Genomic DNA, 21001 nt, shown 5'->3' on the forward strand with positions numbered 1-21001 from the left:
GGGCCCGCTGCCGTTCTCCGCCCGGGCGGTCAGTCCGTGGCCGGTCGGACGGTCGGCGCGGCGGGGTGCGGGGCCACGGGGCTCTGGACGGTGGCCTGGGTCGGGGTGGCCTGGGTCGGGGTGGCCTGGGTCGGGGCGGCCTGGGGCGCACCCGGGTGGGTCGCGGCCGTCCGCTCGGCGGCCTCGCGGGCGGCTTCGAGCGCGGTGAAGACGGCCTGGCCCGCCTCGTTGCGGCGGCGCAGGTGGGTGATCACGGTGTTGGTGACGGCGATCAGCGGGACGGCGACCACCGCACCGCCGATGCCGCCGATGATGCCGCCGGCCGCGACGCCGAGGACCACGCCCAGCGGGTGCACCCGGACGGCCCGACCGAGGATCAGCGGCTGCAGGATGTGGCTCTCGACCTGCATCACCGCGATCAGCACCACCAGCACCATCAGCGCCGTCCACGGCCCCTGGGTGACCAGGGCGATCAGCACCGCGACGGTGCCGGTGACCAGCGCGCCGACCAGCGGGACGAAGGCGCCCAGGAAGATGATCACGGCCAGCGGCATCGCCAGCGGCACGCCGAGCAGGTCGATGCCGATCCCGATGCAGACCGCGTCGATGAAGGCCACGCAGACGGTGCCGCGCACGTAGGCGGTGAGCGTCGCCCACGCCTTCGGTCCGGCGCCGGCCATCGCGAAGCGGGAGTGCCGGGGCAGTCCGCGCAGCGCCCAGTTCCAGATCCGCTCGCCGTCGTAGAGGAAGAAGAAGGTGGTGAAGAAGGTCATCAGCACCGCGGTCAGCAGCTCGACGGCGATCTGCGCGCCGGTGATCGAGGCGGAGGTGAGCTGGTCCGTGTTGGTGGTGATCGCCTTGGTGATCTGGTTGGCGAAGTCGGTGATCTGCTGCTGGGTCAGGTGCAGCGGCCCGGTGACCAGCCAGTCCTTCAGCTGGTTCACACCGGTCTTGACCTGGTTGGTGACGGTGGTCAGGTTGGTGGTCACCTGCCAGACCACGAACCAGCCGACCAGCCCGATCCCGGCCAGGCCGCTCAGGAACACCCCGCCCGCGGCCAGCGAGCGCGGCGCCCGGCGCCGGCGCAGCCAGGACACCGAGGGCTCCAGCAGCGCGGTGATCAACAGCGAGGCCAGCACCGAGAAGGCGACCAGCCGCAGCATGTCGACCACGTAGAAGACGACGTAGAGCGCGGCGCCGAGCAACAGAAGGCGCCAGGTCGACTCGGCGGCCACCCGCAGCCCCCACGGCACCGCCTCGGCGGGGGTGGCGGGCCGACCGGGGTGGTACTCGCGGCCGAGACCCGCGTGGGCGGCGGGTGCGGGCGGGGTCGGCGCGGCGGGCGGGGAGGCCTCGGCGGTCTCCGTGACCGCCGTGGCCCGGGCGACCCCGGAGCCGGCGGGCACCGCCGACGCCACCGGTGCCGCCGGTCCCGGCGGCACCGGGGCGGGGTCGGCCCGGGGGACCGGGGCGGGGCCGGGCGCCTCGGCGAGCGCCGGCACGTGGCCGTCCGCGAGCAGGGGTACGACGAGTTCGTGCGGGTCGGCCGCCATCGCGGCGCGCCGGCGCCGTTCGATCACGGCGGCCGCGCTCGCCACCACGGCCATGCCCTTGGCCACGGCCTTGAAGGCCTTTCCGCCCCGCGCCATCCTCGCTACCACCGCTCCCCGACCCGACCCGCCGTGCCCGGCGGTACGCCGCGGGTTCCTGCCGCGGCCGTCAGGGATGACGCTACCGGGCAAGGGGGCGGCGAGTCCGACCGCCGGTGGGTTCGCCCCGGCCGATCAGCCCGGAGATTCCGGGCGAACCGCCGTGTTTCACCTGGTTTCGGACGCACTTCGCTGGGGAGGAGACGGGACGAGGACCCCGGAGGGCAGCGCCCCCGCCACCCTTCGGATCCGCCCCGAGAGCCCGCCCCCCCCAGAAGCCATCCGCCGGCGGACCGGCCGGTGCGGGAAGCAACCAGGACCCCTTCCCGCGCCCCGCGTCCGCACCCGGAGCCGCACCGCCCGAGCGCGCCGTGGTCAGCGCAGCACGGGCGGGGCGGCCCCACCTTCCGGGACCGGCGGTCCACGGCACGGCCCGGCCCGATCGCAAAAGGCGACGGCCCCCGGCTGCCCGCCCGGGAAGGGCGAGCGGCCGGGGGCCGGTGGGAGTGCGCCGCCGGAGCGGCAGCCTCTCCTAGTACCAGTTGTGCGCCTGCCAGAACGACCACGCGCCACAGGGGCTGCCGTAGCGGCTGTTCATGTAGCTGAGGCCCCACTTGATCTGGGTGGCCGGGTTGGTGCGCCAGTCGGCACCCGCCGACGCCATCTTCGAGCCGGGCAGAGCCTGGACCAGGCCGTAAGCGCCGGAGCCCTTGTTGGTCGCCGTGTAGTCCCAGCCGCTCTCGCGCTTCACGATCTGGCTGAAGCACTGGAACTGGGCGTCGTTGCCGACGATCTGCCGGGCGAGGTCCTGGACGGAACCCGGGCTGACCGAGACGGCCGGCGCGCTGTCGTCGACGGCGGTCATCGCCGACCGGGCCTTGGACCGGTTGGCGGCCTCGGTGGCCTTGCGCGCGTCGTCGGCGGCCTTGGCGTCCGCGTCGGCCTTGGCCTGGGCATCGGCCTTGGCCTGGGCGTCCGCGGCGGCCTTCTGGCGCGCGGCCTCCTCGGCAGCCTTCTGCTCCGCGGCGGCCTTGGCGGCCGCGTCGGCGGAGGCCTGCTGCGCGGTGGCCTGCTGGCCGATGTTGTCACTGATGGTCTGCGCCTGGGCGCCAGAGGGGACTTCGGCAAGCAGGGTCGCGCCGGCGACATCGACCGTCTGCGTCGTCTTGCCCTCGCTGCCCGAGGCCATACCCACGACGGCACCGACAGCGGTGACGGCGGTGGCGGAGGCCACAGCAACTCCCCGGACCGAGATCCGAGTCACATGGATTCCTTCCAGCATCGCCCACGCGTGACCGTGCGGGCGCAACATGCCCCTTGGCACGGACCTCCGCACGGTGCTCTGGTCACGGGAGGTGCTGGCCCGGCGTCCGGCCGAGGTGAGGCGACCGGGCGTTGGAATCGGGCGGCGTACGGCTCTCGGTCTTCAATTGTGCGTCCACCGAACGGAGTTGGCGGACCTTCCGGGCCTGACTTCCGGAGTCCGGAAGCCCTGCCGCGCCGTACGCGGGGCCTGACAGAACCCTCACCATGCCGCACCGGGCACCGTCGACGCAATTCCCCCCTGCGTGGCGCATGTCACATTCACCGGCCGGGAGTTCCCCGGACGGAAAGCACTCGATGTGATGAAACGGATGGGGCCCGCTCCGTCAGGAACGGGCCCCCAGACCTGAGTTGACCGTATTGTCCGACAATGTCCCGATCAGGGACGGATCACGGGTTGATGTCCTCCAGCATCTCCGTGACCAGGGCCGCGATCGGCGACCGCTCCGAGCGCGTGAGCGTGATGTGGGCGAACAGCGGATGCCCCTTCAACTTCTCCACCACCGCCACCACGCCGTCGTACCGGCCCACCCGGAGGTTGTCCCGCTGCGCCACGTCGTGGGTGAGCACCACCCGCGACCCCTGGCCGATCCGGGACAGCACCGTCAGCAGGACGTTCCGCTCCAGGGACTGCGCCTCGTCCACGATGACGAAGGCGTCGTGCAGCGAGCGCCCCCGGATGTGCGTCAGCGGCAGCACCTCCAGCATCCCGCGGGAGATGACCTCTTCGATCACGTCCGGGGTGGTGACGGCCGAGAGCGTGTCGAAGACCGCCTGGGCCCACGGGCCCATCTTCTCCGCCTCGCTGCCCGGCAGGTAGCCGAGCTCCTGGCCGCCGACCGCGTACAGCGGCCGGAAGACCATCACCTTGCGGTGCTGCCTCCGCTCCAGCACCGCCTCCAGACCCGCACACAGTGCCAGCGCCGACTTGCCCGTCCCGGCCCGGCCGCCCATCGAGACGATGCCGATCTCCGGGTCGAGCAGCAGGTCCAGCGCCACCCGCTGCTCGGCACTGCGCCCGCGCAGCCCGAACGCCTCGCGCTCTCCGCGCACCAGCCGGACCCGGCCGTCGCCGGTGACCCGGCCGAGCGCCCGTCCCCGCTCCGAGGTGAGCACCAGTCCGGTGTGGACGGGCAGCTCGTCGGCCCCGTCGAGCTCCACCGCGGCGTCGTGGCCGGCCGCGAACAGCGCGTCGACCCGGTCGGCCGCGACGTGCAGTTCGGACATGCCCGTCCAGCCGGAGGTGATCGCGAGCTCGGCCCGGTACTCCTCGGCGAGCAGGCCCACCGAGCTGGCCTTGATCCGCAGCGGCAGATCCTTGGACACGACGGTGACGTCGTAGCCCTCGGCCTGCAGGTTGCGGGCGACCGCCAGGATCCGGGTGTCCGCCTCGCCGCCGCCGGCCCGGTATCCGGCCGGCAGTATCGACACGTCGGAGTGGTTGAGCTCGACCCGGATGGTGCCGCCGAGCTCGCCGACCGGGATCGGCTCGTCGAGCCGGCCGTGGCGGATGCGGTAGTCGTCGAGCAGTCGCAGCGCCTGGCGGGCGAAGTAACCCAGCTCCGGGTGGTGCCGTTTGGCCTCCAGCTCGGTGACGACCACCACCGGAAGGACGACCTCGTGCTCCTCGAAGCGGGTCATGGCGAGCGGGTCCGCCAGGAGCACGCTGGTGTCGAGAACGTACGTGCGCCGGTCTGGTGTCCGGCGGCTCTTGGAACTGACCACTAGGCCTCCAGAGCGGATGACCCTGCGTCACCCGCGGCAAGCCGGCCCCGCTGCCCCGGTGGCCCCGGGACCGGACTGACTGGAGTATTCCCAGGCGGGGGGCGGTGCATTCGCGCCCCCGGCGAACTGACGGATCATTGCCGGTGAACGTTTGGCCTCGCCCGGGCACCGGGTAGGCCAGCCCTACGGCGGTCACTTCGCCCCGCGCCCGGCCGGGCGCTCACCGGGCCGGGGGCCCGAAGGGCAGTCAGAGCCCCATCCGCCGGTGGCGCTGCTCGAACGCGCGCAGGGCGCGCAGGAAGTCGACCTTGCGGAAGGCCGGCCAGTACGCCTCACAGAAGTAGAACTCGCTGTGCGCGCTCTGCCAGAGGAGGAAACCGGACAGCCGCTGCTCGCCCGAGGTGCGGATGATCAGGTCCGGGTCGGGCTGGTTGCGGGTGTAGAGGTGCTCGGAGATGTGCTCGACGGTCAGGACCTCGGCCAGTTCCTCGATCGAGGTGCCGCGGCCGGCCTGTTCCTGGAGCAGCGAGCGGACGGCGTCGGCGATCTCGTGCCGGCCGCCGTAGCCGACCGCGACGTTGACGGTGATGCCGTCGATGTCGGCGGTCTCCTCCGCGGCGCGCTTGAGCACGTCGGCGGTGTGCTGCGGCAGCAGGTCCAACGCGCCGACCGGGTGGACCTTCCAGCGGCGGGCGGCGGCCAGGCCGGTGACGGCGTCCTCGATGATGCCGAGCAGCGGCACGAGTTCGTCGGCCGGGCGGTCGAGGTTGTCGGTGGAGAGCATCCAGAGGGTGACGACCTTGACGTGGGTCTCGTCGCACCAGCCGAGGAACTCGGTGATCTTGTCGGCGCCGCGCCGGTGCCCGTACGCGGTGGAGCCTCCGGTCGCCTTCGCCCAGCGGCGGTTGCCGTCCAGGATCACGCCGATGTGGTGCGGGGTGCGCGCGAGGTGGACCTCCACCCGGCGGCCGTAGAGCCCGTACATCCCGCCCAGCAGGGTCCGCAGCCCCGGCGTCCGTTCGGCGACATCGCGCAGACCCATGTTTCCCGGACCCCTCCGTGCTCGTTCAGCTGGTGCGTCACCGCCCCGGCGCAGCCTACTCCCGCCCGCACGCGCACGGTAAAGCCGCAGGTAGCGGTCTGGTCACGGTCCTGTGCGAAGCCTGTCACGGCGGGCGTGTCGGGGTTCTGCGCACGGCCGGGGGCGCCGACGGGCGGTTGCGCGGGAAGCGGCCCGAGTCCGGTCCGGGTCCGGTACGGGTCCGGTCCCGGCACGGGTTCGCGTCCGGTCCCGGCACGGGCCGGGACTTCCCGGGGGGCCGGTCCGGGGGCGGCACGGGCCGCGGACACGGAACGGTCTCCGAATCCTTAACGGAACCGTAAGCCGTCGGCCCGATGCTTGACGGCCGGCAATGGTCTAGTCCAGCTTGTGAACCCGGGACGGAAGCGTCGCCCTTCCCGTCCCCACAGGCCCACTTCGGACCTCCCCTCCCCCACACGCGGCCGCCGCGCCCCCCACCGCGGCGGCCGCTCCTCCCCCAGGAGCGTCGCCCATGGCCCGTACGCCGAACCAGCCCGCGCACAAGCGCCGGCGCAGCCCCCTCCCGGCCGTCGCGGCCGGTGCCACCGCCCTCGCCCTGGCGGGCGGCGGCCTCGCCCTCTTCGCCGGCGGCGCCGGCGCGGCCGTCGGCAACCTGGTCTCCAACGGCGGCTTCGACAGCGGGCTGGGCGGCTGGAGCTGTACCGGCGCCGCGACCGCCGTCTCCTCGCCGGTCCACTCCGGCACCGGCGCGCTGCAGGCCACCCCGGGCGCCGCCGACACCGCCGAGTGCTCCCAGACCGTCAGCGTGCTGCCCGGCACCAGCTACACGCTGAGCGCGTGGGTCCAGGGCCCGTACGTCTACCTCGGTGCGCGCGGCACCGGCGGCACCGACCCGTCGACCTGGTCGAACCAGACCGGCTGGAACCAGCTGTCCACCACCTTCACCACCGGGGCGAACGCCACCAGCGTCACCGTCTACCTGCACGGCTGGTACGGCCAGGGCGCCTACCTCGCCGACGACGTCGCGCTGGCCGGCCCCGGCGGCACCGGGACCCCGTCGCCCACCGCGACCCCCACCAGGACGGCGACCCCGAGCCCCACCGCCACGCCCACCCCCACCCCGACCGGCACCACCCCGCCGGCCACCGGCCTGCCCGCGCACGTGGTCACCGGGTACTGGCAGAACTTCGACAACAACTCGACCCCGCAGCGGCTGAGCGACGTCCAGAGCGCGTACGACATCATCGCGGTCTCCTTCGCCGACGCCGTGCCGACCCGGACCGGCGCGATCAGCTTCACCCTGGACCCCGGCCTCTCCAAGGCGCTCGGCGGCTACACCGACGCCCAGTTCCGGGCCGACATCAAGGCCAAGCAGGCCGCCGGCAAGAAGGTCGTCCTCTCCATCGGCGGCCAGAACGGCGCGATCACCGTCGGGGACGCCACCGCCGGCGCCAGCTTCGCCGACAGCGCCTACTCGATCATCAAGGACTACGGCTTCGACGGCATCGACGTCGACCTGGAGAACGGCGTCCAGGCCGGACCGCTCGGTGACGCGTTGCACTCCCTGCAGGCCAAGGTCGGCCCCGGCTTCGTCCTGACCATGGCGCCGGAGACCATCGGGATGTACAGCACCGCCGGCGCCTACTTCCAACTGGCGCTGAAGACCAAGGACATCCTCACCGTCGTCAACACCCAGTTCTACAACTCGGGCGGCATGAACGGCTGCGACGGCAAGGTCTACAACCAGGGCACCATCGACTTCATCACCTCGCAGGTCTGCACCCACATCCAGGGCGGGCTGCGGCCCGACCAGGTCGGCATCGGCGTGCCGGCCTCCGCCAAGGCGGCGGGCGGCGGCTACGTCCCGCCCGCCGTGGTCAACAACGCCCTGGACTGCCTGGCCACCGGCAACAACTGCGGCAGCTTCGTCCCGCCGGCGAAGTGGCCCACCATCCGCGGCGCGATGACCTGGTCCACCAACTGGGACGCCAACAACGGCAACGCGTTCTCGGGCGCGGTCGGCCCGTTCGTCCACAAGATGCCGTAAGGCCTCGTGCCGTGAACCTCGTGCCGTGAACCTCGCGCCGTGAACCTCGCGCCGTGAACCTCGCGCCACAAGGCCTCGTGCCGTCAGGCCTCACCTCCCCCGGCGCGCCGCCCCTTGAGGGTGGGGCCCGCGCGCCGGCGGCAGGGCCCGTCGTACCGGTTCCCCGGTGCGGCGGGCCCCTCCGCGCTCAGACCGTCCCGCCGCGGCGCAGCCCCCAGGCGCCCGGGCGGCTACCTCGCCAGCACGGCGGTGAGCGCGCCGAGCAGCAGGAACGGACCCACCGGGACGTCCAGTCCACGCACCGGGCGCCTGCGGGCCAGGGCGGCGCCGGCCCGCAGCACCGCCCACACCCCGGCGAGCACCACCGCCGCGACCAACCCTCCGAGGGCCACCGACCAGCCATACCAACCGAGCAGCCCGCCCAGCGTGAATCCCAGCGGGGAGTCGCCGGGCCCCAACGCGCCGACCCAGACGGCCAGTTCGAGCACCGCCCCGACCGCGAACGCCGCCAGCAGGCAGCGCAGCAGCACCCCGGGGCGCCCCTCTGCGAGCGCCGCCAGCGCCAGCAGCGCGGCCACCCCGCCGAGCAGCGGCAGGGTCAGCCGGTACGGCAGCCGGCGCACCCGCGCGTCGACGAAGCCGAGTGCCACCCCGAGCGCGGCCGCCCAGCCCAGTGCCCCGGCCGCCGGCCCGTCCGCCGCGCACCCCACCGCGAAGGCGACCGCCACCGCGACCGCCTCCACCGTTCCCGGGCCCGCGCCCAGCCTCTCCCGGCAGCCCGGGCAGCGCCCGGTCGGCGGCAGCAGCCGAACCTCGCGCGCGCACGACGGGCAGGCCTCACACCACGGTTCGCCCTCCGGCACGGCGAACCGGGCGACCAGCCCGCGCAGCAGCGGAGCCGACAGGAGACCGACCAGCACCGCCGCGACCACGACCGGCACCACCGGCGCACCCCCTCCTCGATCGACGTACCGGCCCCATCCTCCCGCGGGAGGCGGTGTGCCGTCCGTCTCGTTCCGGATCGGAACCGGTCCGTGTTCTGGCGTCGTTCCTCGCATACGTGAGCATTCCGGACACCGGGATCCCCCTTTGGAAGGCCCGCCGACACGCCCGCCTGCCGATCCAAGGACGCCTCTCCGAGCGCCCCCGGAGCCTCCTCGGGACGGTCCGCCGAAGGGCCTCTCGTACCCCTAAAGTAGGCAGGCATGCAGGTCATCCAGTCCAGCAAGCTCGCCAACGTCTGTTACGACATCCGCGGCCCGGTGCTGGAGGAGGCGATGCGGCTGGAGGAACAGGGCCACCGCATCCTCAAGCTCAACACCGGCAACCCGGCCACTTTCGGTTTCGAGGCGCCCCCGGAGATCCTCCAGGACATCCTGCGCAACCTCGCGAACGCGCACGGGTACGGCGACTCCAAGGGTCTGCTCTCCGCCCGCCGCGCGGTGGTCATGCACTACGAGGAGCGCGGACTGCACGGCCTCTCCGTGGACGACGTGTTCCTCGGCAACGGCGTCTCCGAGCTGATCCAGCTGGCGATGACCGCACTGCTGGACGACGGCGACGAGGTGCTCGTCCCGGCCCCGGACTACCCGCTGTGGACCGCCTCCGTCTCGCTGGCCGGCGGCACCGCCGTGCACTACCGCTGCGACGAGCAGTCCGAGTGGTACCCGGACCTCGCCGACATCGAGGCCAAGGTCACCGACCGCACCAGGGCCATCGTGGTGATCAACCCGAACAACCCGACCGGCGCGGTCTACCCGCGCGAGGTGCTGGAGGGCATCGTCGAGATCGCCCGCCGGCACGAGCTGGTGGTCTACGCGGACGAGATCTACGACAAGATCCTCTACGACGACGCCGAGCACATCCCGCTGGCCACCCTGGCCCCGGACCTCTTCTGCGTCACCTTCAACGGACTGTCCAAGGCGTACCGCGTCGCGGGCTTCCGCTCCGGCTGGATGGTGCTCTCCGGCGACCGGAACCGCGCCCGCAGCTACGTCGAGGGCCTCACCGTGCTCGCCTCGATGCGGCTGTGCGCCAACATGCCCGCCCAGCACGCGGTGGCTGCCGCGCTCGGCGGCCGGCAGTCGATCCGCGACCTGGTGCTCCCCGGCGGCCGGCTGCTCGCCTCCCGCGACGCCGCGCACCGGCTGCTCAACGAGATCCCCGGGGTCAGCTGCGTCAAGCCCAAGGGCGCGCTGTACGCGTTCCCCCGGCTGGACCCCAAGGTCTACAAGATCAAGGACGACGCGCAGATGGTCCTCGACCTGCTGCGCTCCCAGCGCATCCTGCTGGTCCAGGGCACCGGCTTCAACTGGCCCGAGCCGGACCACTTCCGCCTGGTGACCCTGCCGCACCCGGAGGAGATCACCGACGCCGTGACCCGCATCGGCGAGTTCCTGGGGGGCTACGCCCAGCCGTGATCTCCCCTTGACCCCGACCCACCGACCGGACTGTAGGATTCCGGCGCGTCGGCGGCCCGGGTTCCTCCCCGGACCGTAGGGGGGACGGGCCGGTCGGCGGTGTGCCGGGGCCTGGGCCCGACGCGGCCACCGGAGCGCGCGACCGCCTCGGAAGGGTCCGCTCCCCTGCCCCCACTCCACCGCAAGGGACTGGTCCGTCTTGACCCTCCGCATTCCGCTCACCCCTGCCCGCGCCGCTGCGGCCGCCGTCGGCGCCGCCATCGCGCTGACCACCGCCCTGCCGGCCACGCCCGCCGCCGCCGGTGGCTTCCGTCCGCCGACGTCGAGCACCGTCGTGAACGCCAACTCCGGCAAGTGCCTGGAGATCGCCGACTGGAGCACCGACGACGGCGCCCCGGCCCGCCAGTGGGAATGCACCGGCGGCGCCAACCAGCGTTGGGACTACGTGCCCGACAGCGGCGGTTTCCGCCTGGTGAACCACAACTCCGGCAAGTGCCTGGAGATCGCCGACTGGAGCCGGGACTACGGCGCCGAGGCCCGCCAGTGGGGATGCACCGGCGGCGCCAACCAGCACTGGAACTACGCCGGTTCGATCGGCCCGCACAACGAACTCGGCCTGTCCAACCTCAACTCGGCGTTCCTCCTGGAGATCGCCGACTGGCGTACCGACGACGGCGCCCCGGCCCGCCAGTGGCCCGGGTCCACGGTGGGCGTCCCCCAGGCCAACCAGGCGTGGATCACCGCCATCACCCGGCTCTGACGGCTGGGCCCGGGAAAGCACTACGGCCGGAGTCCCGGTCCGGGCGATCTCCTTGGTCGGGGAAAGATCGCCAGGCGGAACTCCGGCCGTCCTGTCACTCGGCGGTTCGCTCGGTTCGTGCCGCGCGCCGCCTCTCGCTCGGTTGAGACTCAGGCTCAGCCGAGACGCGCGACCAGGCTTCGGTACTCGTCCCACAGCTCCTTCGGCGTGTGGTCGCCGAAGGTCTCCAGGTGGGCCGGCACCAGGGCGGCTTCCTGCCGCCAGATGTCGGCGTCCACGGTGAAGAGCAGGTCGAGGTCCTCCTGGGACAGCTTCAGGTCGCCGAGGTCGAAGCCGTCGACGGTCGGCAGCACGCCGATCGGGGTCTCGACACCCTCGCCGGTGCCCTCCAGACGCTCGACGACCCACTTGAGCACACGGCTGTTCTCGCCGTAGCCGGGCCAGACGAACGCGCCCTCGGCGTTCTTGCGGAACCAGTTGACGTAGTAGATCTTCGGCAGCTTGGCGGCGTCGGCCTGGGCGCCGATCTTCAGCCAGTGGGCGAAGTAGTCGCCCATGTTGTAGCCGCAGAACGGCAGCATCGCGAACGGGTCGCGGCGCAGCTCGCCGACCGTGCCCTCGGCGGCGGCGGTCTTCTCGGAGGCGATGTTGGCGCCGAGGAAGACGCCGTGCTGCCAGTTGAAGGACTCGGTCACCAGCGGGACGGCGGTGGCGCGGCGGCCGCCGAACAGGATCGCCGAGATCGGCACGCCCGCCGGGTCCTCCCACTCCGGGGCGATGGTCGGGCACTGCGCGGCCGGCACGGCGAAGCGGGCGTTCGGGTGGGCGGCCGGGGTGCCGGACTCGGGGGTCCAGTCGTTGCCGCGCCAGTCGGTCAGGTGCGCCGGGGGCTCCTCGGTGAGGCCCTCCCACCACACGTCGCCGTCGTCGGTGAGGGCGACGTTGGTGAAGACGGTGTTGCCCCAGAGGGTCTCGATGGCGTTGGCGTTGGTGTCCACGCCGGTGCCGGGGGCGACGCCGAAGAAGCCGGCCTCGGGGTTGATGGCGTACAGGCGGCCGTCGGCGCCGAAACGCATCCAGGCGATGTCGTCGCCGATCGTCTCGACCTTCCAGCCCGGGATGGTCGGCTGGAGCATGGCCAGGTTGGTCTTGCCGCAGGCCGACGGGAAGGCGGCCGCGACGTACTTGGGCTCCGCCTCGCCCGCGGAGCCGGCCGGCGGGGTGAGCTTCAGGATGAGCATGTGCTCGGCCAGCCAGCCCTCGTCGCGGGCCATGGTCGAGGCGATGCGCAGCGCGTAGCACTTCTTGCCGAGCAGGGCGTTGCCGCCGTAGCCCGAGCCGAAGGACCAGATCTCCTTGGTCTCCGGGAAGTGCGAGATGTACTTGGTGCTGTTGCACGGCCACGGCACGTCCGCCTCGCCGGCGGCGAGGGGGGCGCCGACGGTGTGCACGGCCTTGACGAAGTCGCCGTCCTCGCCGAGCTGGTCCAGCACGGCCTGGCCCATGCGGGTCATCACGCGCATCGACACGGCGACGTAGGCGGAGTCGGTGATCTCGACGCCGTACGCGGCCAGCGGGGAGCCGACCGGGCCCATCGAGAAGGGCACGACGTACATCGTGCGGCCCTTCATCGCGCCGCGGAACAGGCCCTGCTCGCCCTGGAAGATCTCCCGCATCTCGGCGGGGGCCTTCCAGTTGTTGGTCGGTCCGGCGTCCTTCTCCTGCTCGGAGCAGATGTAGGTGCGGTCCTCCACGCGTGCCACGTCCGTCGGGTCCGAGGCGGCGTAGTAGGAGTTGGGGCGCTTCTCCTCGTTGAGCTTCTTGAAGGTGCCCTGCGTCACCAGCAGGTCCGCGAGGCGGTGGTACTCCTCGTCGGAACCGTCGCACCACTCGATGCGGTCCGGCTGGGTGAGCTCGGCGATCTCGCTCACCCAAGCGAGCAGCTGCTTGTGGCGGGTGGGCGCGGATGCGCTGAGAGCAGAGATCTCGTACGACACGATCGCTCCGTTTCACGCCATCTCGGCGAGGAGACGGCGTAGCGGGGGTCTGAGGGTGCTTGCAGCGTAGCTCCGGCCTCAAGCCCGGAACGCGGCGAAGCGTCGAAATTGACGCATCTTTTACTACGGTAAGTATGATTACTGGCCGGTAATAGGTCGCGCACGTCAGGGCCGGAGTGCGCGGCGCCACACTTCAAATACTCCAAAACGTCTAAGAGTGATGATCGCCACTTTCCTACGCGCCAGTAACCTACGGATCCGTAGGTAGCGGGTAGCATGCTGCGCATGACTGCTGCTGTGCTCGCGGACAGCCCCGCGGACGAACCTGCCGGGATCAGGGAGAGCAAGCCGAAGTGGCGCGGCTGGCTGCACGCCGGAATGTTCCCCGCCTCGGTGGCCGCCGGAATCGTGCTGATCTGCCTGGCCGACTCCACACCCGCCAAGATCGCCTGCGCGATCTACTCGGTCAGCGCCTGGCTGCTGTTCGGGATCAGCGCGGTGTACCACCGCTTCGACTGGGGCCCGCGCGGGGACGCCGTGCTGCGCCGCCTCGACCACGCGAACATCTTCCTGATCATCGCGGGCACCTACACACCGTTCACGATGCTGCTGCTCAAGGGCGCCGACCAGCAGCTGCTGCTCTGGGCGGTCTGGGGCGGCGCGCTCGCCGGGATCGCGTTCCGGGTGTTCTGGGTCGGCGCGCCGCGCTGGCTGTACACCCCGGTGTACATAGCGCTGGGCTGGGCCGCCGCGTTCTTCCTGCCGGACTTCCTGCGCACCGGCGGCGTCGCCGTCCTGGTGCTGATGATCGTCGGCGGGGTGCTCTACAGCATCGGCGGCGTGGTGTACGGGCTCAAGCGGCCCGATCCCTCACCGCGCTGGTTCGGCTTCCACGAGGTGTTCCACGCCTTCACCCTCGGCGCGTTCATCGTGCAGTACGTCGGCGTCTCACTGGTGGCGTACAGCACGGCCGGCTGAACCCGGAGCCCCCCGGCGGGCGACCGCCCGGTCCACGGACCGGGTGGTCGCCCGTTCTGCCGTCCAGGGCCGCTCGTACGACCCACGGCCCTGCGGGCGGCGCGAGTACGCAGCGTGGTCGGCCGCGCCGGACTCCGACTGCGGGACGGCCCCCTCCGGGCCCTCGTGCTCGTGGCGCGCCCGCTGCCCGTCGTGCGCCCGCTGCCCGTCGCGCGTCAGGTACTCGTCGTGCGCACGGTGCTCGTCGTGCGCCGAGAACTCCGCCCACGGCGTCGGCCACACCGGGCGGGCGGAGCGGCCCCGCGCCTGCCGGGCGTCCAGCGCCTCACGGGCCCGGCGGCAGCGCTCGCAGTGCGCGGCGTCCGGGATCCCGCGGCGCGGGCGGCGCCGGACCAGGGGCGGCCGACCGTGCAGCGCGCGCCAGCGGCGGCCGACGTAGACCATCAGCAGCACGGTCTCGACCCCGGCGACCGCCAGGACCAGCGCGGCGCCGTTGATCAGATAGGCCGCGACCACGGCCAGTGCGGAGGCCACCACGGCCGCCGCACCCCACGCCTGGGCACCCGCCTGCTTGTCATCCGTGTCGGCCACTTCGGCTCCCCTTTCCCGGTGCCGGGCTCGTGGTCGGCTCCCGCCGCCCCACCCCTTCTCCCGCTCTCGGCACACGTCGGCCAGCACTGACCGATTGCCACATCCTATCTACCGTCAGTCACCTCCGACTGCCCCAGGGCAGCGAACGACAGATCAACGTTGCGTCAATTCCTCGTGCGGCAGGAGCACTTCGAGGACACATCACTCTCTGGTGTCAACCGTCCACCCAGGCGCTCCGCCCGGGCCGGCACGTGGCCCCGCGGGTGGGGCAGCGGGGCCCGGCCCGCTCGGCCGGGCCCCGCTTCGCCGTCACCCGCGGCGGTCGCCCGTCCGCCGCCGCAGGACCGCGCCCGCGCCGACCAGCGCGGTGGCGCCCAGGGCGGCGGCCGCCGTCACGGCCGGGAGCGCCGAACCGCCGCCCGCCGCCGGTTCCGCCGCCGCCGCCACCACCGGCTGCGGCTCGGCGTCGGCCCGGTAGCCGCCGCCCTCGCCGGCCCGGTCGTAGGCCGAGCCGGGCAGCTTGTCCCCGTACCGCTGGTGCACCAGCTGCTGGTACGCGGCGAGCGACACCCCGCCCGCGCCCACCGAGCGCGTGGCCTCGTCGTCCAACGGCAGCACCCGGCCGTCGCGCACCACGTACCAGGCGTTGACCTGCGGTTCGCGGAAGGCGGTGCCACCGTTGCTCGCCGCCTTCGCGGCGTAGTCGCTCTCGTCGCCGCCCGAGGCGATGTTGACCACCCGCCAGGCGTCGCCCTGCCGGACGGTCCAGACCGAGGCGGTCTGCCCGTCCGCCGCGACCACCTTGCTGGCGGTGAACTCCGCCTTCGCCACCGGCGCACCGGGGGTGCCGGCCACGAAGCCGGGGTCCAGGACGTACACCGGCACGGTGTCGCCGGCCAGTCGCGGCGCCGACGCGCTCGCCGCCCGTGCCTCCTCGGCGGCGCCGATGGTGAGCTGCTGGGTCGGCGGGACGCCCTTACGGGCGAAGAAGTGGCCGACCTTGTCGAGGACGGCGGGGGCCTGGACGGCACTGCGGGCCTGGGCGAGGTCGTCGGCGGCCAGCGGGGCCGGGGCGCCGGCCGGGGCGGCCGGGGCGTCGGCGTGCGCGGCCGGGGCGAGCGCCAGCGCGAGGCCGGCGGTGAGCAGGGCGCCGGCGGCGGCGCGACGGAGGCTGGTGAACTCGGTCATGGTCGTCCTCACGCGCCGATCCGGTACAGGGAGTGGGTCCACGAGAACGTGTCGTTGTTCACGTAGTACCAGTAATCCGCCCAGTTGTAGCGGTAGTTGGACGGCCACGGGTCGCCCCAGTAGATCCAGTTGCTCCCGGTGTCGTAGCCGTACACGACGTGCATGTGCCCGCCGCCCGAACTCCACTGGATGCGGGTCTCGACCGGCCGGTTCGCGTCCACCTCGGCCTGCACGGTGGTGTAGCGCAGGTAGCCGGTGACGTACGAGCCAGGGGTGATGCCGATCCGGCTCAGCCCGTTCTGCACGTCGGCCAGCGTGGCCTGGCTGTTGGGGCAGCCGGAGTCGGTGGCTCGGCCGAACGCAGCGTTGCAGAACTGGTTCTGGCTGTAGTCGTAGCCGAACCAGGTGGCGATGGTGTTCCCGCTCGCCGCCCAGCACCAGTTGGTCTGCTGTTGCTGCTGCATGGTGATGTTGAGCTTCTTGTACGTGCCGGCGAGGTCCGCCGTACTGCCGGGCGCGGCGGCCTGGCGGACCTGGTGGGAGGCCCGGACCTGGTGGGGGGCCCGGTCCTGGGCGGGGGCGGCGACCGCAGGCGTCGCGACCGCGGCGGTGAGCGCCGGGCCCAGCACGCCGAGGGCGAGCAGCGAGACCGCGCGGCGCAGCCGTATCCGTGGAACTGGCATGTGGGGATGCCTCCTTGCGCGAATGGAGCGAGGTGCTGTGTGGGGGCGCGGTCCGGATCGCGCCCCGAGCATGGCGCCGTTGTCGGAGGCCGGTCAACGGCTTTGGCGGCGGCCCGGACCGGGTGTGAACGGCCGGGCGCAGATGTGAACGCCATCCGGCGAACCCCCGCGTCACCGGCCCGGACCGGTGACAAACCACCGTCCGGATGTGAATATTCACGGTCAAACACGGTCTGCCCGCGTCCCCCACCCAGGAGGCCGTCATCCACCGCACCGACCACGCCGACCTCGCCGCCGCCCTGCGGACCGGCCCCTTCCACCTCGCCCTGCGCACCGCCATCGCCGCTCGGGGCCTCACCCTCCACCGGATCCGCCGCCGCCTCGCCCTGCGCGGCGTCAACGTGGGCCTCACCAGCCTCAGTTACTGGCAGCAGGGCCGACGCCGGCCCGAACGCCCCGAATCACTGCGCGCCGTCGCCACCCTGGAGGACGTCCTCGACCTGCCCGAGCACTCCCTCACCCGGCTGCTCGGCCCCCGCCGCGCCGCCCTCGCCACCCCCGCCGGGCCGCCCGTCCGGCCCTACCGCGACCTCATCTCCCCCGCCGCCGCCGTCGACGATCTGCTCACCGCCCTCGCCGGGCCGCGCGACACCGGCCTGCACACCGTCACCCACATCGAACGCATCCGGCTCGGCCCCGACCGCCGGCTCACCCGCCGCGACTCCCAGCACGCCCTGCGCGCCCACCGCGACGGCATCGACCGCTACCTCGCCCTCTACCAGGGTGACCCCGGCAGCGACATCGGGCTGGTCGGCGTCCGCGCCGAGGAGAACTGCCGCCCCGGCCGCATCCGCCGCGACCGGGCCCACCACCTGCTCGCCGCCGAACTCCTCCTCGACCGCCGGCTCCGCGCCGGCGACACCCACCTGCTCGGCTACGGCTTCGACGACGCGCCCTCCCCCGAGCCCAGCTGCGAGTACGTCCGCGGCTTCAACTCCGGGGCCGGCCAGTACGTCCTCCAGGTCACCTTCCACCCCGCCGCCCTGCCCGTCCGCTGCCACCGCTTCGCCCTCCACTCCCCGGGCGGGGCCCCCTACGAGACCGAGGAGCTGACCCTCGACGGCCACCACTGCGTCCACCTGGTCGCCACCGCGCTGCGGCCGTGCATCCTGGGCATCCGCTGGGACTGGGAGTGAAGTGGCCGGGAATCCCCCTACCGCGTCAGGAAGTCCACGACCAGGCAGTCCTCCACCGGCCGGTAGCCGATCTGCTGGTAGATCGAGTTGCTGGTCGGATTGCCGAGGTCGGTGTAGAGCAGCACCTCCTCCACCCCCCGGGAGAGGAGGTGCGCGGAGACGGCGGCCGTGACGGCGCTTCCGTAGCCGCGGCCCCGGTGCTCGGCGGGCGTGTAGACCGGGCCGATGCGGGACATCCCGGCGACCACCGGGCTGCTGCCCGCCAGGGCGACCGGGCTGCCCCCGTCCTCCCACAGGTGGAGCCCGCCGACCGCGATCTTGTCGTCCACCGCCCGCGGCACGTCGGGCAGCATCACCTCGACCTCGGCCAGGAACTCCTCGTACCAGCGGATCACCAGCTCGCGCTCGGCCGGTTCGGCGAGCCGGTGGCGGCCCGCGGGCGGACGCGGCGGCCCGGTCAACCCGCCCAGACGGTAGAGCCGTTCCTCGACGCGCACGGACTGTCCGGTGCCGGTGGCGGCCGTCCAGGCCGCCGCGAAGGCGCGGACCGTGTCCGCCGCCCCACCGACCCCGGTCACCGTGGCGAACCCGGGCCCGGCGGCGGCCAGCCCGACGGCCAGTTCTTCGGCCGCCTCCTCCGGCATGAAGGAGAGCCGGGGGGCGAACGGCGGCGTCTGCAGGAAGGCCCCGCCGACCGGCGCGCCCTCCGCCGGCCGCCACCAGCCGAAGACCGGTCGCGGACCGAACACGTCCAGCCCGGCCTCGGCCAGCCGGTGCGTGACGGTGAGCAGGACGGTGTTCGCGGCGGGACGGGCGGCGAGGAAGGCACCCGCCTGCTCCCGGAACTCGTCGAGGGACGTACTGAAAGTCCAGGTCATGGCCCATGTTCGCCCCGGCCCGGCCGCGCCCGCCAACGATTATTCGCCCCGCCGACCGCCGTCCACTCGTCTGCCCGATGCCCGGCTGCCCGGCTACGCGACTGCCGGCTACGCGTCTGCCCGGCTACGCGTCTGCCCGACTGCCCGGCTGCCCGGCTGCTCGGCTGCCCGGGTGGTCAGCTGCCCGCCGCTACCCGACCGCCGCGCCCAGCCGCTCCGCCAGCGCCGTCGGGTCGGTGGTCGGCGCGTCGCAGGTGAAGTGCCGGCAGACGTACGCCGCGGGCGCCCCGCCGACCAGCGGCCGGTCCGCCAGCAGCGGCACCTCGCGCTCCCCCGGCTCTCCCACCGCGACGACCGCCCCGGGCGCCGTCCCGAGCAGCGCCGCCCGCCGCAGCGCCGCGGTGGCCGGATCCCCGGCCGGGCCGACCACGGCCACCTCGCGCGGCCCGTCGAGCAGCGCCTCGGCGACGGCGAGGCCCCAGCCGATGAACCGCGGCGCCCGCCCGGCGAGCGCGCCGACCACGCCGAGGGCCCGCTCGGCGGCCGTCCGGTGCCGGTCGGAGCCGGTGTACGCGGCGTACGTGAGCAGGGCGCCGGCGGCGGCCGTCCAGCCGGAGGGGGTGGCGTTGTCGGTCGGGTCCTGCGGGCGGCGGATCAGTTCCTCGGCGTCGTCGGCGGTGTCGTAGAGCGCGCCGGAGGGCACGTCGGTGAAGTGCTTGAGGACGGTGTCGAGCAGACCGCCGGCCAGTTGCAGCCACTCCGTCGCGCCGGTGACCGCGTACAGCGCGAGGAAGCCCTCGGCGGTGTCCGCGTAGTCCTCCAGCACGCCCGCGTTGGCGCCGGCCCGGCCGTCCCGGGAGGTACGCAGCAGTCGGCCGTCGGGGGTGAGGTGGACGGCGAGCAGCAGGTCGGCGGCGCGCTCGGCGGCGTCGACCAGGTCGGGCCGCTCCAGCAGGGCGCCGGTCTCGGCGAGCGCGGCGATGGCGAGGCCGTTCCAGGCGGCGACCACCTTGTCGTCCCGGGCCGGTGCGGGCCGCGCCGCACGGGCTTCGAACAGCCGGGCGCGGATCGCCTCGTACTCGGCGAAGTCCTCGGGTTCGCTGAGGAGTTGGAGGACGGAGGTGCCGTGCTCGAAGGTTCCTTCGGCGGTGACGGCGAACAGCCGGGCGGCGGTGGCCGCGTCGGCGGGGCCGAGCAGGTCGACCAACTGCCCCGGCTCCCACGCGTAGTAGGCGCCCTCGGCCGTCTTCCCGGTCTCCTCGTCCAGGCTGTCGGCATCCAGCGCCGAGGCGAACGCCCCCTCGGGCGTGCGGAGTTCGCGCAGCATGAAGTCCGCCGTCGACAGCGCGACCCGGCGGGCGAGCGCGGATCCGGTGGCCCGCCACAGGTGCAGGTAGGCGCGCAGCAGCAGGGCGTTGTCGTAGAGCATCTTCTCGAAGTGCGGGACCACCCAGCCGGCGTCGACCGCGTACCGGGCGAAGCCGCCGCCGAGCTGGTCGTGGATGCCGCCGCGGGCCATCGCCTCGCCGGTGCGGACGGCCATCTCCAGGGCCGCCTCCGAGCCGGTGCGCGCGTGGTGGCGCAGCAGGAACTCGAGCACCATGGCCGGCGGGAACTTGGGGGCACCGCCGAAGCCGCCGCGGGCCTGGTCGAACTCCCGGCTGAGCGTCACCAGAGCCTGGTGCAGGTCGCTCTCGCCGGGCGGGTGGTGGGCTCCGGCCGAGTAGACGGCGGCCCGTTCGGCGAGGTCGGCCCGGATCCGCCCGGCGACCTCGGCGACCTCCTGCCGCCGGTCCCGCCAGGCCGCGTCCACGCCCTCCAGCACCTGCCGGAAGGACGGCATGCCGTGCCGGGGCTCCGGCGGGAAGTAGGTGCCGAAGTAGAACGGCTCCTTGTCGGGGGTGAGGAACACCGTCATCGGCCACCCGCCCTGCCCGGTGGCGGCCTGCACCGCCTCCATGTACACGGCGTCGACGTCCGGCCGCTCCTCCCGGTCGACCTTGACCGCGACGAACCGCTCGTTGAGGTACCCGGCGAGCCCGGCGTCCTCGAAGCTCTCGTGCGCCATCACGTGGCACCAGTGGCACGCGGCGTAGCCGACCGACAGCAGCACGGGCACGTTCCGCCGTCGCGCTTCCTCGAAAGCCTCCGGTCCCCAGGGCCACCAGTCGACCGGATTGTCAGCGTGCTGAAGCAGATAAGGCGAGGTCACACCAGCCAGCCGGTTCATACGGTCCACCCTACTCATGCCGCCCGGCCGAGCCCGTGAAGCCCCACGAACCCGTGGTCCCTTCGGCGGGGTTCCACCCCTGGGCCGAAGGCGCGCCCGCCGAGCCCGGCCTCGGCGGCACCCCCGGAACGGCTCACCCCCGGAACGGCTGACACCCGGAACGGCTCACCCCCGGGACGGCTCACCCCCGAAACCGTTGGACACCCAGGCCGACCGGCACCCGGGGCGGCTAGGCCGAACGGCGCCCCGCGTCGCGGCACCTGCCACGGCCGCCGATGCTGGGGAAGGCCTCTT

Annotated in this window: 16 protein-coding genes; 5 read left to right on the forward strand and 11 right to left on the reverse strand. The window is 73.2% G+C overall.

Annotation, left to right across the window (positions count from 1 at the left end):
• Positions 1-29: 29 nt before the first annotated feature.
• From IF30_RS0113060 to IF30_RS0113075, 4 genes are all read right to left on the reverse strand, one after another.
• Complete coding sequence (locus IF30_RS0113060) at positions 30-1649, reverse strand: AI-2E family transporter (protein WP_063752615.1); 1620 nt, start codon at positions 1647-1649, stop codon at positions 30-32.
• Positions 1650-2181: 532 nt separating this feature from the next.
• A complete protein-coding gene (locus tag IF30_RS0113065) occupies positions 2182-2931 on the reverse strand; it encodes a transglycosylase SLT domain-containing protein (protein ID WP_199807862.1) in 750 nt (249 codons plus the stop codon).
• A 431-nt stretch (positions 2932-3362) separates the two neighbouring features.
• On the reverse strand, positions 3363-4697 hold the full coding sequence (locus IF30_RS0113070; RefSeq protein ID WP_030236583.1) for a PhoH family protein: 1335 nt from the start codon (positions 4695-4697) through the stop codon (positions 3363-3365).
• A 247-nt stretch (positions 4698-4944) separates the two neighbouring features.
• Positions 4945-5739: an isoprenyl transferase gene (locus IF30_RS0113075; protein ID WP_199807863.1), complete on the reverse strand. Its 795-nt coding sequence runs from the start codon at positions 5737-5739 to the stop codon at positions 4945-4947.
• 511 nt (positions 5740-6250) lie between these two features.
• Here IF30_RS0113075 and IF30_RS0113080 point away from each other — a divergent pair.
• Entirely contained in the window at positions 6251-7786 is a 1536-nt protein-coding gene (locus IF30_RS0113080) for a chitinase (RefSeq protein WP_030236589.1), read from the forward strand.
• 230 nt (positions 7787-8016) lie between these two features.
• On the opposite strand, the gene IF30_RS41370 is transcribed toward IF30_RS0113080, so the two are convergent.
• Entirely contained in the window at positions 8017-8730 is a 714-nt protein-coding gene (locus tag IF30_RS41370) for a prepilin peptidase (RefSeq protein ID WP_051710091.1), read from the reverse strand.
• A 261-nt stretch (positions 8731-8991) separates the two neighbouring features.
• On the opposite strand from IF30_RS41370, the gene IF30_RS0113090 reads away from it, so the two are divergent.
• Together IF30_RS0113090 and IF30_RS43470 are read left to right on the forward strand one after the other, a co-directional pair.
• On the forward strand, positions 8992-10206 hold the full coding sequence (locus IF30_RS0113090) for a pyridoxal phosphate-dependent aminotransferase (protein ID WP_030236592.1): 1215 nt from the start codon (positions 8992-8994) through the stop codon (positions 10204-10206).
• 199 nt (positions 10207-10405) lie between these two features.
• A complete protein-coding gene (locus IF30_RS43470) occupies positions 10406-10966 on the forward strand; it encodes an RICIN domain-containing protein (RefSeq protein WP_051710093.1) in 561 nt (186 codons plus the stop codon).
• A gap of 155 nt (positions 10967-11121) precedes the next feature.
• On the opposite strand, the gene IF30_RS0113100 is transcribed toward IF30_RS43470, so the two are convergent.
• The gene (locus IF30_RS0113100) at positions 11122-12963 is read right to left on the reverse strand and encodes a phosphoenolpyruvate carboxykinase (GTP) (RefSeq protein WP_030236597.1); all 1842 of its coding nucleotides are present in this window, start codon (positions 12961-12963) and stop codon (positions 11122-11124) included.
• A gap of 285 nt (positions 12964-13248) precedes the next feature.
• Here IF30_RS0113100 and trhA point away from each other — a divergent pair, with 285 nt between their 5' ends.
• Positions 13249-13941 carry a PAQR family membrane homeostasis protein TrhA gene (gene trhA / locus IF30_RS0113105; RefSeq protein WP_030236598.1) on the forward strand — a complete coding sequence of 231 codons (693 nt, stop codon included), beginning with the start codon at positions 13249-13251 and terminating at the stop codon, positions 13939-13941.
• Here trhA and IF30_RS46580 read toward each other — a convergent pair.
• From IF30_RS46580 to IF30_RS0113120, 3 genes are all read right to left on the reverse strand, one after another.
• Positions 13912-14532, reverse strand: coding sequence for a hypothetical protein (locus IF30_RS46580; RefSeq protein WP_030236599.1), 621 nt, complete (start codon positions 14530-14532; stop codon positions 13912-13914). The genes trhA and IF30_RS46580 overlap by 30 nt on opposite strands.
• 309 nt (positions 14533-14841) lie before the next feature.
• Complete coding sequence (locus tag IF30_RS0113115) at positions 14842-15720, reverse strand: hypothetical protein (RefSeq protein ID WP_037899866.1); 879 nt, start codon at positions 15718-15720, stop codon at positions 14842-14844.
• 8 nt (positions 15721-15728) lie between these two features.
• A complete protein-coding gene (locus IF30_RS0113120; RefSeq protein ID WP_030236601.1) occupies positions 15729-16403 on the reverse strand; it encodes a papain-like cysteine protease family protein in 675 nt (224 codons plus the stop codon).
• Positions 16404-16636: 233 nt separating this feature from the next.
• Between IF30_RS0113120 and IF30_RS0113125 the strand changes: the two genes are divergently transcribed.
• Positions 16637-17599: a hypothetical protein gene (locus IF30_RS0113125; protein ID WP_420791142.1), complete on the forward strand. Its 963-nt coding sequence runs from the start codon at positions 16637-16639 to the stop codon at positions 17597-17599.
• A 17-nt stretch (positions 17600-17616) separates the two neighbouring features.
• Here IF30_RS0113125 and IF30_RS0113130 read toward each other — a convergent pair whose 3' ends face one another.
• Together IF30_RS0113130 and IF30_RS0113135 are read right to left on the reverse strand one after the other, a co-directional pair.
• Positions 17617-18477 (reverse strand): GNAT family N-acetyltransferase, encoded by an 861-nt coding sequence (locus IF30_RS0113130; protein WP_030236607.1) that lies wholly within the window; start codon positions 18475-18477, stop codon positions 17617-17619.
• A gap of 190 nt (positions 18478-18667) precedes the next feature.
• Positions 18668-20707, reverse strand: coding sequence for a thioredoxin domain-containing protein (locus IF30_RS0113135; protein ID WP_030236610.1), 2040 nt, complete (start codon positions 20705-20707; stop codon positions 18668-18670).
• Positions 20708-21001 lie beyond the last annotated feature (294 nt).

It is taken from the genome of Streptomyces sp. NRRL S-350 (assembly GCF_000719705.1).
Classification (GTDB): domain Bacteria; phylum Actinomycetota; class Actinomycetes; order Streptomycetales; family Streptomycetaceae; genus Kitasatospora.